The sequence below is a fragment of the Nocardia sp. NPDC050710 genome, assembly GCF_040654375.1.
Classification (GTDB): Bacteria; Actinomycetota; Actinomycetes; order Mycobacteriales; family Mycobacteriaceae; genus Nocardia.
The window spans coordinates 78,645-92,918 of record NZ_JBFAHV010000002.1 but is presented as its reverse complement, the minus strand read 5'-3'; the positions used below and the strand labels follow the sequence as shown (position 1 = coordinate 92,918).

Here is a 14,274-nt window from a genome sequence, read left to right as displayed (position 1 = left end):
AAGCACGCCGGATTGCCGACCCGACGGGCATGGTCATGTCACCACCCGAACGCGCGCCTGCCAGCGGTTTCATCGGTCCGAGTATGGAACTCGAGAGCCAACCACTGGGGGTTCACGGCCGGACTGCGGGCATAGCTGCCGCAGGCAACCGGTTCAGTGTAGGGGAATCCCCAGGTCGTTCCCAAATCGAGGGTCACGCACCGATCCGGAGGGCACCGGTCCCGGCGTGTCCGGGACTTTGAGGCTCACCTCAGCACCCGGCGCTAACCTCGGCGGGCACGATCGCCGCCGATATCACCGCAGGAAGAGGGTCGTCTTGAGCTTATCCGCGGGTGCCGCCCGATTCGATCGCCGCGCCTTCCTCACCGCGCTCGGCGTGATTCCGACGACCGTGGCGTTGGCGTCCTGCGGGCCGGACCATCGGACACAGCTCACAGGTGTCGATATGGACGGCGCGGATCCGGCGATCCGCCCGCAGGACGATCTGTACCGCCACGTCAACGGCACCTGGCTGCGCGAGTATCGGCTGCCCTCGGACAAGTCCTCCTATGGCTCGTTCAATACGGCCACCGATCGCACCGAACAGCAGTTGCGCACCCTCATCGAGGGCATCGCGAATCCGCGGCCGGGCTCGACCGAACAAAAGGTCCGCGATCTCTACGACGCCTACCTGGACCGCGCCGAGATCGAGCGGCTGGGGATGGAACCGCTGGCCGATCTGTTCGCCGCGATCGATGGCGCCGCGACCAAACCGGAGCTGGCGCGGGTCATGGGCGCGCTGCCGATCGGCGGGCTGATCGGGCTCGGCGTCGACGTGGATCAACGGGATTCCACCCGATATATCGCCAGCGTCTCCCAGTCCGGGATCGATGACAGCCTGGGCGAGCAGTACTACCGCGATCCCGCGTACTCGGCACTACTGGCCGCCTACCGGACCTATCTGGAGAAGATCGCCGTGGGCGCGGGAATCGCCGACCCGGCGGGCACTGCGCAGCGGGTGCTCGAACTGGAGACCAGGATCGCCGCCGGATACTGGGACAGGGTGCGCAATCGCGATACCGACGCCACCTACAACCCGCAGAGCTGGCCCGAATTGATCGCACTCGCACCGCAATTCGATTGGGATCCGTGGCTGTCCGGCAATACCGGGCGACCGAGGGAGCTTTTCGATCGGGTGGTGGTCGCGCAGCCGTCGTTCGTCACGGCGGCGGGCCTGCTGTGGGCCGAGGTCGATATCGCACAGTGGCGCGAATACCTGCGCATGAGCGTGGTCAAGCGCTTCGCGAATTACCTGCCGGCGTCCATCGCCGATGCCGAATTCGAATTCAACGGCAAGGCGCTGCAGGGCCAGTCCCAACGGCAGGAGCCGTGGAAGGACGGCATCGGCACGGTCAACCGGTACCTGGGCGATCCGCTCGGCGAACTCTATGTAGCGAGGCACTTTCCGCCGCAGGCCAAGGCTCGTGCCGAAGCGATGGTGGCCGACCTCATGACCGCCTACCGGGACAACTTCACCGGGTCGACGTGGATGTCCGAACCGACCAAGCGGGCGGCGATCGCGAAACTGGACAAAATTGTCGCCAAAATCGGTTATCCGGACAAGTGGCAGGACTATTCGGGGCTGTCGATCTCCAAGGGCCGCTTGATCCAATCCGTCCGCGCGGCAATGACATTCGGGTCCGAACGCGATTTCGCCCGCCTCGGCACCCCCGTCGACAAGACGGAATGGGGTCTGCCGCCGCAGATCGTGAACGCGATATACAACCCGGCCAGCAACGCGATCATCTTCCCCGCGGCGATCCTGCAAAAACCGTTCTTCGACGCCGACGCCGAGCCCGCGGTCAATTTCGGCGGCATCGGCGCGGTCATCGGCCACGAGATCGGGCACGGCTTCGACGACCAGGGCGCCAAGTACGACGGCGACGGCAATCGCGTCGATTGGTGGACCCCGCAGGACCGGGAGGCGTTCGAGGCCAAAACAGCGCAGCTGATCGACCAGTACAACGGGCTGGTGCCTGCGGGCCTGGATCCGGACAAGCATGTCGATGGCGCGCTGACCGTCGGGGAGAACCTCGCCGACCTGCGCGGATTGCAGATCGCGCTGGCCGCCTACCGCCACGCGGCGCAGCGCGAGGGTATCGCGCCGGACTTCGCGACCGTGCTGCTGTCCTGGGGACGCATCTGGCGTCAGAAGGCGACCGAGGAGTACCGGGAAATGCTGCTCGGTCGCGATGTGCACGCACCGAACGAGTTCCGCGTCAACCAGGTGGTCCGCAATATCGGGGAGTTCTACCGCACCTTCGACGTACGGGCCGGCGACCTGTTGTTCCTGCCCGAGGAGCAGCGCGTCACGCTCTGATACGCCGGGACGGTATCGCCGGGGACAGGTAGCCTCGGTCCAGCAAGTTAGCCAGGCGAGGATGCGGCACGGTCGCATCGGGAGAGGAATCCTCGTGACATCATCCGGTCGTCCCGGTCAGCTGGACCGCCGCGCCTTCCTGATCGCACTCGGGGCGGTGCCCGCCGCCCTCGCGCTGGTCTCCTGCACCGATTCCCCCGAACAGGTGCGGTTGACCGGGGTCGATATGGGTGGGGCCGATGAAGCGATCCGACCACAGGACGATCTGTACCGGCATGTCAACGGCACGTGGCTACGCGAGTACCAGCTGCCGCCGGACAAGTCGTCGGTCGGTGCGATCAGTGAGGCGGGCGACCGCACCACCGAGCAGTTGCGCGCGCTCATCGAGGGGATCAAGGATCCGAAGCCGGGCACCCCGGAGCAGCAGATCCGCGATCTGTACGACGCACGCTTGGACCTGGCGGAGATCGAGCGGCTCGGCATGACGCCGCTGGCCGATCTGTACGCCAAGATCGACGGCGCGGCCACCAAAGCGGATTTGGCCAAGGTCATGGCGGAGCTGCCGATCGGCGGGCTAATCGGCATCGGCATCGGCATCGACCGGAAGAATTCGACCGCCTACATCCCGACCATCAGCCAATCGGGTCTCGGGCTGGGCGAGCAGTACTACCGCAAGCCCGAATTCGCCACACAGCTCGCGGGTTACAAGACCTATCTGGAGCGGATGGCGGCGGGCGCGGGCTTCGCCGACCCGGCGGGCATGGCGCAGCGGGTGGTGGATCTGGAGACCCGGATCGCCGCCGCGCACTGGGACAGTGTGCGGCTGCGCAATACCGATGCCACCTACAACCCGATGAGCTGGACCGAATTGGTGGCGCTCGCACCGCAATTCGACTGGGACCAGTGGATGACGGGTAATACCGACCGGCCGCGCTCGCTGTTCGAGCGTCTCGTGGTCGGGCAGCCGTCCTTCGTCACCGCGGCCGGTCAGCTGTGGGCCGAGGTGGATATCGCCTTGTGGCGCGAATATCTGAAGCTGCACACCACCAACGCCTATGCGCGGTTCCTGCCCAAGGCCATCTCCGACGCTCGCTTCGACTTCGTCGGCAGGGTGCTCAGCGGCCTGGAGGAACGGCCGGAGCTGTGGAAGTCCGCGGTCGGCGTGGTCGACGACAATCTCGGTGACCAGCTCGGAAAACTGTATGTGGCCGAACATTTCCCGCCCGCGGCCAAGGACCGGGCCACGGAGATGGTGGCCGATCTGATGGCGGCCTATAAGGACAACTTCACCCACTCCTCGTGGATGTCGCAGCCGACCCGGGATGCGTCCATCGCCAAGCTCGACAAGATGAACGTCAAGATCGGCTACCCGGATAAGTGGGACGACTACTCCAAACTCACCATCACCCGGGGCAGGCTGGTCGAATCCCTGCGCGCGGTCAATATCTTCGAGTCCAAGCGGGCCTTCGACCGGCTCGGCACCCCGGTCGACAAGGCCGAGTGGTCGATGTCCCCGCAGACGGTGAACGCCTACTACTCGTCGACCAATAACGAAATCGTCTTCCCCGCCGCCTATCTACAGCCGCCGTTCTTCGACAAGGACGCCAGCACCGCGGTCAATTTCGGCGCGGTCGGCGCGACCATCGGCCACGAGATCGGGCACGGATTCGACGATCAGGGCTCCAAATACGACGGCGACGGCAACCGGCGCGACTGGTGGACCGCGGAGGATCTGAACGCCTTCGAGATCAAGACCAAACAGCTCATCGACCAGTACAACGCACTCACCCCGGAGGGTCTGGACCCCGCGACCTATCACGTCGACGGCGCGCTGACCGTCGGCGAGAACCTGGCCGACCTGCGCGGATTGCAGATCGCGCTGGCCGCCTACCGCCGCGCCGCCGAGCGGGACGGCGCGGAACCGAACTTCCGCGAGATGTTCCTCGCGCACGCCCGCGCCTGGCGCGAGAAGCAGACCGAGGAAACCACCATCCAACTGCTCCAGGACACGCACTCCCCCAACGAGTTCCGTTGCAACCAGGTGGTCCGCAATATCGCCGAGTTCTACACCACCTTCGGGGTGAAGGAGGGTGACAAGCTCTTCATGCCGGAGAACGAGCGCGTCACACTCTGATCACCGACGACCGAATCCCTGGCGGAATTCTTCCGACGGCCCGGCACCCCAGTGCCGGGCCGTCGCATGTCACGGCCGGACAAGCAGGCCGGTGACCAGTGCGCGCAGGCCGAATTCGTAGGTGTCGGTGGTGGACAGCTCGATCCAGCGAGGGCCGAGTTCGGCGAGGCGGGGCAGGGTTTCGGGATCCAGATCGGCGAAGACCTGGGCGCGATAGCTGGGGCGATCCTCGGCGGCACTCGATCAACCCTCCGACATCATGTCGATCGGTTTGCGCGACGGCACCCGCCAAAAGCGTGTCGAGTAACCGACATGACCGGTGCCAGGGTTTGTCCGCGGCCCCTGGCACTACCGGATCAGATCCGCGAAGCCGATGTCACCGACCACGACGTGCTCCAGCCGCAAGAATCCATCACGATGCAGACTGTGCAACCGATACTCGGCGGCGTGCGCATCGAGGCGGAACTCGCGCACCTCTTCGATGTCGTATTTGGTATCGAGTCCAACCACCAGGTACAGCGGGATACCGGCGCGGGCGTACTGTGCCTTCTTGTCGAGCAGGTCCTCGGCGGCGGTGGACGGCGAGGTAACTTCCACCACGATCAGCGCATCCCCGGCCTCCGGCTTCGCCCCACGCTCGGGCAAGCACCGATACACGATCACATCCGGGCGTCGGAAGGTGAATTTCGGCACCCGCCACAGCACCACATCGATATCGGTTTCGACCCGAATACACGGCTCCGTACTCGGCAATTGTTTCATCACACTCGCCAGGCGCCGCGCCGCCCGGTTGTGTTCCGGCACGGGCGACTCACAGACGATCACATGTCCGTGCACGACTTCGATCTCCCGCGCAATGTCCTCGGGCAGTCGGCGGTACTGCTCCTCGGTCATCTCGTGTGGTAGATGATCGGACAGCTGAGTCGTCATGCTCGAAGCCTACCCAGTCGGAGCATGGGCTTTCCGGCCATTCCCAGGCCGCGTTCCTCGTCGTACCAGCGTGGCGGCGACGTGTGGCGGGATGGCGGCATAGGCTGGCCGTGCTGGTATCCGGTGCAGAACCGGCACGTGATCCGGGGGTCGTGCGGGCGGCGATCGGTGCGCGGCGGAGCAGGAGGTGGCGGTGCGGTCTCTTCGTGCGGCGATGATCACGGTGCTCGCCGTTGTGCTGGCGCTCGGATCGGCCGGGTGCACGAACCCGACCCGGGACTCACGATCCGACGGTGGACCCGTCACGGTCACCCATGTCTTCGGCGCCACCACGGTCACCGGGACGCCGAAGAATATTGTGGCGCTGGGTGATCAGTGGGTCGATGCCTCGCTGGCGCTCGGGGTGACGCCGATCGGGCGGCTCGGTTCGTTGCCCGGCGACCCACCACCATGGACACCGAACTCTCTCGCCGCCGCGAAACCACTGGAGGCGACGGCCGATCTGGCGCCGCAGATCGCGGCGCTACATCCGGATCTGATTCTGCTGGATCGGCTGCCGACCGACCGCAAGACCTATGACGATCTGGCCGCGGTGGCCCCGACGGTGCCCCGCGCCGCGGATGCCGGGTGGCGCGCCCAGATGACGGTGCTCGGCAAGCTGCTGCGCAAGACCGATGAGGCGGATCGGATCATCGCCGATTTCGACACCCGGCTCACCGACACGGTCCGGGCGAATCCGGGCCTGACCGGAAAGACCTACGCCGCCACCTGGCTGGCCAGTGATGCGCAGTTGTTCGTTCTTACCCGGCCGAGCGTCGCCGCGAGCGAACTCTTCACCCGCCTCGGTCTGCGCATTCCGGATGGCCTCGCGGCCCGCTCCGACACCGAGGGCAACCTGGTGCTAGCCCCGGATCGACTCGGCGATCTCACCGCTGACCTGCTACTCGCCGGGCACTCCCCCGGCCTCGACGAAAAGTACCGCCTACTACCGGGTTACGCCGATCTCCCGGCAGCCCGCAAAGACGCGGTCGCATTCCTGACCACCGACGAGATCGCCGCCGTCGAGCAGCCCACCGTACTCTCGGCCCGCTACCTGCTGGACAAGCTGACGCCCGCACTGACCGGCGCGGCCAGGTAGCGGTTCGGGCCGACGCGTCGGGCGCGCGGCTCCGGGCGGTCCCAGCGTCGAGCCAACTCCAGCAGGGCCCGCAATTCCGTCGCGCGATCGGGGTGGGCGGTGCGATCGATGCCGCACCGCTCGAGCCGGGCGGCGTAGGCGATCCGTAGTCCGTACTCATCGGCGCCCGCTCCGGCCCGGTGCGCGACCGCCGGTGCGAATTGCCTCAGGTGCAGCAGCGCGTCCTGGATCTCCACGGTCATGCGGTAGAGCCGCGAGGCGGATCCGCGATCGTGCGGATGCAGCACGACTTCCGGAACCGCCGCGGTCAGATCTCGCCACAGTGGCCACAGGCGTCGGCAATCGCGGCCGGCCCGATCCAGTCCGGCCCGCGCGAGCAGGGCCTGCGCCAGCGGAATCGCCAGCAGAATTCCGAGCAGCGCGAACGCGATGAATGACGCAATGGCCCACACCGGTCCGGCATCCCGCGGTGGCGCCCCCGTGGCGCCGCGAATCACACTGCTCGACGCGGAGATCAGATCGTACAGTGCGAAAACGAGGAGCGCCGAAAACGTCAGCCGCTCCCGCAGCGGCTGTCCGGAGAGTTTCAGTTCCCGCACACAGGTGCGCGCCAGCCCCAGCCCGATACCGGCGATACAGATACCCAATACCGCCGACAGGATTCCCTCCCAGTCCAGCACCGACTGTAGGTCCGCGCCCGCCGCCTCGGCGACCGTGCAGGCTACCGTGATTGTCACGAAAACCGCTGCGGTGCCGTCGTATCGGCGCTGCCGGGCGGCGAAGGTTCGGACACTCGCCCCGTCCAGCAGCCGGACGAAACCGCAGGCGTTGGATATCGCCATCGCTCCGATTGCCAGGAACAGGCGCTGTCCCAGTTCGGCATTACCGTGCGCCACCGCCGTGGCGAATACGCACACGCCGAGGACATCCCAGCCCAACGCCCGGTTGATCAGCAGGTCGGTGGCGGTCTCGCGGACGAGCAGCCAGCGACCGGCAGTGATCACGACGACCACCACGACAATGGTGACCGAGAACGCGGGCGGGGCGGTGTTCATCACCTTGCACAGTAGAACTCCGCTCGCCGCGCGACCAACCCCGCGGAGACGCGCCTCACACGGCGCGCAGGAGCTCGACCTTATGGACAGAGAGGGGAAAGCCGTACTCGGAGAGCAGGTTCGAGCGAAGTTCGCCGGTGAGGGCGGCCAGGAAGTGCGCACCCGCCCGAAGAATGTCGCCGAGCCGCCCGAGCATGACCACCAGTACCGCGGTAGCCAAGAGGTATCCCATCAGTATCCACAGCGGGTCGCCGACATTGCCGAGTCGAGGCCGGTTCGGGCCGATGCATCTGAAGATGGCGGGCAGCGAGATCAGCACGATCGACGAATTGATCGAGCAGGAGTACCGCCCTTCAGATCTTGCGCCCCACCCTTCGAGATAGCAGGCAAGATAGGTTAGCCTTGGCTGACTAGCTTCCAGGAGGGTTGAACGATGAAGTCTGTTCGAGCGTCCCGCGGTTGGACGCGGGCAGCGACGGCCGTGCTGGCCGGCGCCCTTGCTTTGGGCGTCACCGCCTGCGGATCGTCGAGCGACGACGCGAGCACCGGCGGCGCGGCGGTCACCGTCACTCACGCGCGTGGCGAGACCACCATCGAGGGCACCCCGACGAAGGTTGTCACCCTGGGCAACCAGTGGCTGGATACCGCTCTCGCGCTCGGCGTGACGCCGGTCGGCTACGTCGACAATGTCTCAGTGACATCCAAGAGCACGCCGCCGTGGGAGCCGAAGTCGCTGGAATCCGCGAAAGCGCTCAGGCCGTCCGGCAATCTGGCCGAGCAGGTCGCCGGGCTGGAACCGGATCTCATCCTGGTCGACCCGTTCATCGCCGACCAGAAGACCTACGACGAGCTGTCCCGGGTGGCGCCGACCCTGCCCGGTCTCACCACTGCGGCCGTCACCGCGTGGCAGGACCAGGTCACCACGCTCGGCAAGGTGCTGCACAAGCCGGACGAGGCGAGCAAGGTAATCGCGAAGGTGGACGAGAAGATCGCCGCGATCAACGCGGCCAACCCGGGGCTGAAGGGCAAGACCTTCGCCAGCACCTGGCTGGCGAGCTCGTCGCAGCTGATGGTGCTGACCGACCCGAATGACGGCTCCGCCAAGGTCTTCACCCAGCTGGGCCTGACCATCCCGAAGAACCTCACCGATTTGCCCGCGAACCAGGGCCGCCTTGCGCTCTCCCCCGAGCGCGTCGACGAGCTCACCGCCGACGTGCTGCTGGCCGGCTACTCCCCCGGCCTGGACGAGAAGTACCGGCAGCTGCCGGGCTATGCCGACCTGCCCGCGGTGAAGAAGGGCTCGGTTGTCTTCCTCACCACCCAGGAGATCAGTGCCGTGAACCAGCCGACGGCGCTGTCGGTGCCCTACATCCTGGAAAAGCTCGAGCCTGCCTTCGCCGCTGCGGCGAAATAGGCAGCGCGCCAGTCAGATCGGTTCGACCAGCGGAGGTTAGCGGTTTGTCCGCCGTCAATTATCCCGACCAGACCAGATTCGCGCTACGTGACGGTGTCACCTGTTCGACCACGCCGGTCGGCACGGTGCAGCTGAATCCGCCGCACAATCAGCAGCTGACCGATCTTACCGCGGGGCAATTGCAGGCGCTGAAGACGCTGAATCGGGGACCCGCGACGGTCTCCGAAATGGCCGCGGTAGCAGGCGGAGACGATGTGGCCGCGCTGATGGACCGGCTCGCCGATGGCGGGTTGCTGTCGGTCACGGTGCGCAATAGTGGGCGCGATCTCTACACCATCCGTCCGTTCGGACAACCGGCACCGCGCCCGGCGACCTCGCTACCGTGGTCCGCCACGCTGTCGAAATTCGCCGTGCTGCATCGGGACTCGGAGGGATTCGTACTCGAGCATCCGCGGGCGTGGTGCGATCTTCGCATCCACGATCCGCGGCTGCTCGCGCTGCTCGACGGACTCGGCGCGGCCGACGCCAATCTCCCGATCGCCGTGAAATCCCAGTTCGCCGAGGATTTGCACTGGTGCGGATTCCTGGTGCCGGACGCGGACGCGGAGGACCGCGAATTCACCACGCGCAGTTGGAGCACGCCCGATCTCTGGTTTCACCGTCGCAGCACACTGGGTGAACGCACCGTCACCCAGAAGCATTTCGGTTCCACCAAGTGGGCGAAAGGCCAGTTCCCGCAACCGGATGCGCGCAAGACGAGGTATCCGGGTGAACCGGTCACCCTGACCGTTCCCGATCTGGCGGCCAAGCGAAGCGACGACCCGACACTGACGGCCGTTCTGGAGGACCGGGTTTCGACCCGTGCCTTCGACGACGCACGACCGATCACGGTGGACCAGCTGGCCGAATTGCTGTACCGCACGGCCAGGACCCGCGGCACGCACCCCGCGGGCGAGGGCGAGGAGTTGGTATCGCGGCCCTACCCCTCGGGCGGCAGCGTCTACGAGCTCGAGCTCTACCCGGTGGTGCGTCATGTCGCCGGACTCGCACCGGGGATGTACCACTACGACTCGTTCGACCACGTGTTGCGGCCCGTGGCCGCCTCGGATTCGCCCACCGTGACCAAGCTGCTGAAATCACCCTCGGCAACCCTGGTCGAGGGATCCGAACCGCAGGTGCTCCTGGTGCTGGCAGCCCGCTGCGGCCGGGTGATGTGGGCCTACGAACAGGTCGCCTACGCAAATATCCTCAAGCATGTCGGCATTCTGATGCAGACCATCTATCTGGCCGCCACCGCAATGGGGTTGGGCGCATGCGCCCAAGATTTCGGCGATACCGCGGCGTTCGCGGCGGCCACCGATGTCGACGAACTCGAGGAGTGCAGCGTAGGCAGCATGATCATCGGTTCACCCGCGCCGCAATGAGTCCGACGCCGACCGCCCGCTCGGCGTCGGCGTCATATCAGCGCTGCCTCGGTCCGATCCCGCCGGGATCGGACCGAGGCAGAGTGTGGGCCACTGTCGCGGTCGTCGTTTGATCACGATCACGCCCCGAGTCCCGGCGGCCATGCCGAGCCGCCGGAACATCGGGTCATGCCTGGGCGAGGATCTCCTCGTCGGTCATGGCCGCGATCTCCAGGTACATCCGCGCGACCGCGGCGAGCCGATCCGGCTGACCGCGCTCGGCCTCCCGGCTCACCAGACGGGTGGCGAGTCCCGCGACCGTCCGGGCCGCGAAGATATCGGCGACCAGGGCGTGATCGACGTCGAGCCATTCGCGCACGCGGGCGATGGTGGCGGTGGCCAGCACCGAATCGCCGCCGAGACCGAAGAAATCGTCGTGAATGCCGACGGTATCGGCGACGAGCACACCGGCGACGATATCGACCAGCGCGGCCTCGACGTCATCACGCGGTGCGTCGTCGCCCGCGTCGGTGATGGTGGGTTCGAGCAGGCCGACCACGGCACGCCGATCCAGCTTCGCGTTGGCGGTCAACGGCATCTGCGCGAGGAATTCGATCCGGGTCGGAATCATGTAGCTCGGCAACAGATCCGATATCGCCGCGGTGATATCGCCGATTTCGCTCGGTTCGCCCGCGACGGCCGCGACCAATTTGGGTGCGCCCGCACCGACGACCGCCGCCACGGCGTGCCGGACACCGGGCACGGTGCGCAGCGCGGTCTCCACCTCACCCAATTCGACCCGGTAGCCTCGGATCTGCACCTGATGGTCGGCGCGGCCCAGGAATTCGATGGTGCCGTCCGGCCAGTACCTGGCCATATCGCCGGTCTTGTACCAGCGGATGCCCTCGTGTTCGACGAACCGCTCGGCCGTACGCTCGGGATCATTGCGGTAGCCCGCCGCCACATTCACGCCGCCGACCCAGAATTCACCGGGTACCCAGTCCGGGCAGTCCCGGCCCGAGGGCGCGACAACCCGGCAGCGGACATTGCGCAGCGGAATACCGAACGGCACCGTCGCCCAGTGCGCGGGCGGTTCGCCGACAACCTCGCAGATGGTGCAGTGAATGGATGTCTCGGTCGCGCCGCCCAATCCGGCGAATCGGCAGCCCGGTACCTGTGCTGCCAGTCGGCGCGCGAGATCCGCACCCACCCAGTCGCCGCCGAGGATCACCGCGCGCAGCGAGTCGCCCAGCTGATCGCCACCGAGCTCCAGGATCATATCCAGCATGCTCGGCACGCAGTTGATCATCGAAACCTGGTGGTGGCATAGCAATTCCACCCAGGTGGGCGCGTCCGCACGCTGCTCGGAATCGAGTACGACAACCGCACCGCCGACGGAGAACAGGCCGAAGATGTCGTAGACGGACAGGTCGAATTCCAACGCGGACAGCGCCAGCGACCGATCGGCGGCGCCGATGTCGAACCACGCATTGAGTGCGTCGATGGTGTTCATGGCGGCGCGGTGCGGGATCTCGACGCCCTTGGGTACGCCGGTCGAGCCGGAAGTGAAGAGGACATAGGCGATTTCGGCGGTATCCGGGTAGACCGGCGCCACCAGCGGTCGCGAATAGACGCGGGCCGCGTCGATCGACAGGCACGGAATCGGCGCACTCATATCGGCGCCAGGAACGGTGACCGCCGCGACAATATCGCCGGTGCGCAGGATTTCGGCGCGCCGGCCGACCGGCTGGTCGAACGCGATCGGCACGTAGGTCGCGCCCGCCGCGAGCACACCGAGTACCGCCAGGATCTGATCCGGGCCCTTCGGCAGCTGCACGGCCACCGCCTCACCCGGCCGAACGCCCTCCGCGTGCAGTGCGCCGGCGACGGCGAGCGCGCGGGCCGCCAGATCTCCGTAGCGCCACTCTCCGCCCTGCCCACCGAGCCCCCAAACCACCGCGGGCGCGTCGGGATTCGCGACGGCGTGCTCGAAGAAACCCTGGTGCAGGCAGCGCCCGCTGACCGGTCCGTCGGTGGCGTTGACCGCCGCCCTGATCTCGGCCTGCGCGATCGGCAGCCGCACCGCGGCCTCCGCGTTCCAGCCCGCCTCGCCGTCACCGAGTCGGCCGATCGCGGCGGTGTACCGGGCGAACATGGCCTCGACCATGCCCTCGGGGAAGGCGTCGGCGCGCACATCCCAGTTCAGCAGCAGCCCGTCGCGCACCTCGGTGACCTGCGCGTCCAACAGCACCTGCGGACCCTGGGAGATGATCCACACCGGTTCACCGAAGGTTTCGGTGACCTTGTCGGCGAACAGTTCACCCAGATTCAACGCACTGGTGTAGACGATCGGGGCCAGCACCGGCTCGCCACGATGCCTTCCGAGATCGCGCAACACCTCGAGCCCGGAATAGGCGGAGTGCATACCGCTTTCGTGGATGCTGCGCTGGAGCGCGCGAGCTCGTTCGGTCACCGACGTGTTCTCGGTGACATCGACCTCGAGCATGATCGAGGAGGTGAAATCGCCGATCACCCGGTCGATATCCGTATGCACCGGTTCGCGGTGGAACAGCGGCACATTCAGCAGGAACCGGCTCTGCGCCGACCAACCACCGATGGTTTCGGCGAATACCGCCGCCAACGCCATGGCGGGGGTGACGCCGCGCTCGTGCGCGGCGGCCAGCAGCCGCTGCTTCGGCTTGGGCGCGAGCCAGTGATCGTAACGGACCGTGCGGTGCTGGGTGGTGCGCTCACCGACAGGAACGGTGGGAAGTTCCGGGGCGCCGGGCAATTCGGGCAGTCGGTCCTGCCACCACTGACGATCGCGCTCACGGGCGGCGGTGTCCTCGTGGCGTTCGGTGCGGTACTGCCGGTAGCTGTAGCCCAGAACCGGCAGTGTCGCACCGTGGTACAGCTCGGCGAGGTCGGAAATCAGTACCCGGTAGCTCATCGCGTCGCCCGCGAGCATGTCGACATCGAGGTGCAGCCGGGTGTTTTCCTCGTCGCGGAGGGTGAGCGTTATGTCGATGACCTGGCCGTCTTCGATGGCCAAGCGTTGGTGGGTCTTGCTGTCGCGCAATTCGTTCAGCGCCACCTCGGCAGCCTCGGGGGTGTGCGCACGCAGGTCGATGACGGAGAATACGGGACGGCCCGGCGCGGGCATGGTCTGTTGGGTACCGTCCGGCAGAAATCGCGTGCGCAGCATCGGGTGCGCAGTTACCAGTTCGGTCACCGCGCGTTCCAACCGCACGGGATCGATACGGCCGCCGTCGAATTCGACGTAGAGGTGCGCCGCGACACCACCGAGTTCCTGCTCGCCGGAGCGGCCGATCCAGTACGCGTGCTGCATCGCGGCCAATGGGAACGGGGTGTCCGCATCGGCACCCGCCGGGGTGGCGATCGGCTCCTGGGGAGCCGTCTGCGCCCTCGTTTCGTCCGCACCGAGCAGACCGTGCCAGGCCGCGACCGTCGGACTGGCCGCGAGTTGCGCGAAGTTGATATCGCTTCCGCGCTTACGCCAGCCGCCCGCCAACTTCATGGTCCGGATGGAGTCCAGCCCCAATTGGATGAGGTCGTCGTAGTCGGCGATATCGCCTGCCGCGAGCCCGATCTGACCCGCCACCGCGGCACGGATCTCCTCCTTGCCGATCCCCGCCGCACCGTCCGCCTGCCGCTGTGCCGACTCCATTCCGCTGCCACTCCTTGTCTGCCGCCGCATCCGGCGGATCGAGACTGTTCCGGGGGTAGCCTAGCGCATTAGAATAGGGTTGCCTAACCTACATAAGGGAACCCTATTCCCGACCTACGGACCCGGCGATCGCACCGGCGCCGGCAGCCGCGA

The 14,274-nt window shown here is 66.7% G+C and carries 9 protein-coding genes; 5 read left to right on the top strand and 4 right to left on the bottom strand.

Translation table 11 applies throughout. The annotated features are described in order from the left end of the window. Positions 1–316: 316 nt before the first annotated feature. Complete coding sequence (locus tag AB0H61_RS06390) at positions 317–2,359, top strand: M13 family metallopeptidase (protein ID WP_357300075.1); 2,043 nt, start codon at positions 317–319, stop codon at positions 2,357–2,359. A 94-nt stretch (positions 2,360–2,453) separates the two neighbouring features. After that, positions 2,454–4,493 (top strand): M13 family metallopeptidase, encoded by a 2,040-nt coding sequence (locus tag AB0H61_RS06385; RefSeq protein ID WP_357300073.1) that lies wholly within the window; start codon positions 2,454–2,456, stop codon positions 4,491–4,493. Positions 4,494–4,841: 348 nt separating this feature from the next. Here AB0H61_RS06385 and AB0H61_RS06380 read toward each other — a convergent pair whose 3' ends face one another. Further along, positions 4,842–5,423, bottom strand: a complete 582-nt coding sequence (locus tag AB0H61_RS06380) for a Uma2 family endonuclease (RefSeq protein WP_357300070.1) — start codon at positions 5,421–5,423, stop codon at positions 4,842–4,844. A gap of 193 nt (positions 5,424–5,616) precedes the next feature. Between AB0H61_RS06380 and AB0H61_RS06375 the strand changes: the two genes are divergently transcribed. Then, positions 5,617–6,561 (top strand): ABC transporter substrate-binding protein, encoded by a 945-nt coding sequence (locus AB0H61_RS06375; protein WP_357300069.1) that lies wholly within the window; start codon positions 5,617–5,619, stop codon positions 6,559–6,561. Here AB0H61_RS06375 and AB0H61_RS06370 read toward each other — a convergent pair. After that, a complete protein-coding gene (locus tag AB0H61_RS06370; RefSeq protein WP_357300068.1) occupies positions 6,513–7,616 on the bottom strand; it encodes a DUF6545 domain-containing protein in 1,104 nt (367 codons plus the stop codon). The genes AB0H61_RS06375 and AB0H61_RS06370 overlap by 49 nt on opposite strands. A 55-nt stretch (positions 7,617–7,671) precedes the next feature. After that, complete coding sequence (locus AB0H61_RS06365) at positions 7,672–7,935, bottom strand: hypothetical protein (protein WP_357300603.1); 264 nt, start codon at positions 7,933–7,935, stop codon at positions 7,672–7,674. A 114-nt stretch (positions 7,936–8,049) separates the two neighbouring features. Between AB0H61_RS06365 and AB0H61_RS06360 the strand changes: the two genes are divergently transcribed. Both AB0H61_RS06360 and AB0H61_RS06355 read left to right on the top strand, forming a co-directional pair. Next, positions 8,050–9,030: an ABC transporter substrate-binding protein gene (locus AB0H61_RS06360; protein WP_357300065.1), complete on the top strand. Its 981-nt coding sequence runs from the start codon at positions 8,050–8,052 to the stop codon at positions 9,028–9,030. A gap of 44 nt (positions 9,031–9,074) precedes the next feature. After that, on the top strand, positions 9,075–10,454 hold the full coding sequence (locus AB0H61_RS06355) for a SagB family peptide dehydrogenase (protein ID WP_357300064.1): 1,380 nt from the start codon (positions 9,075–9,077) through the stop codon (positions 10,452–10,454). A 166-nt stretch (positions 10,455–10,620) separates the two neighbouring features. Here the strand turns inward: AB0H61_RS06355 and AB0H61_RS06350 are convergent, their stop codons facing one another. Next, the gene (locus tag AB0H61_RS06350) at positions 10,621–14,121 is read right to left on the bottom strand and encodes an amino acid adenylation domain-containing protein (RefSeq protein ID WP_357300062.1); all 3,501 of its coding nucleotides are present in this window, start codon (positions 14,119–14,121) and stop codon (positions 10,621–10,623) included. Positions 14,122–14,274 lie beyond the last annotated feature (153 nt).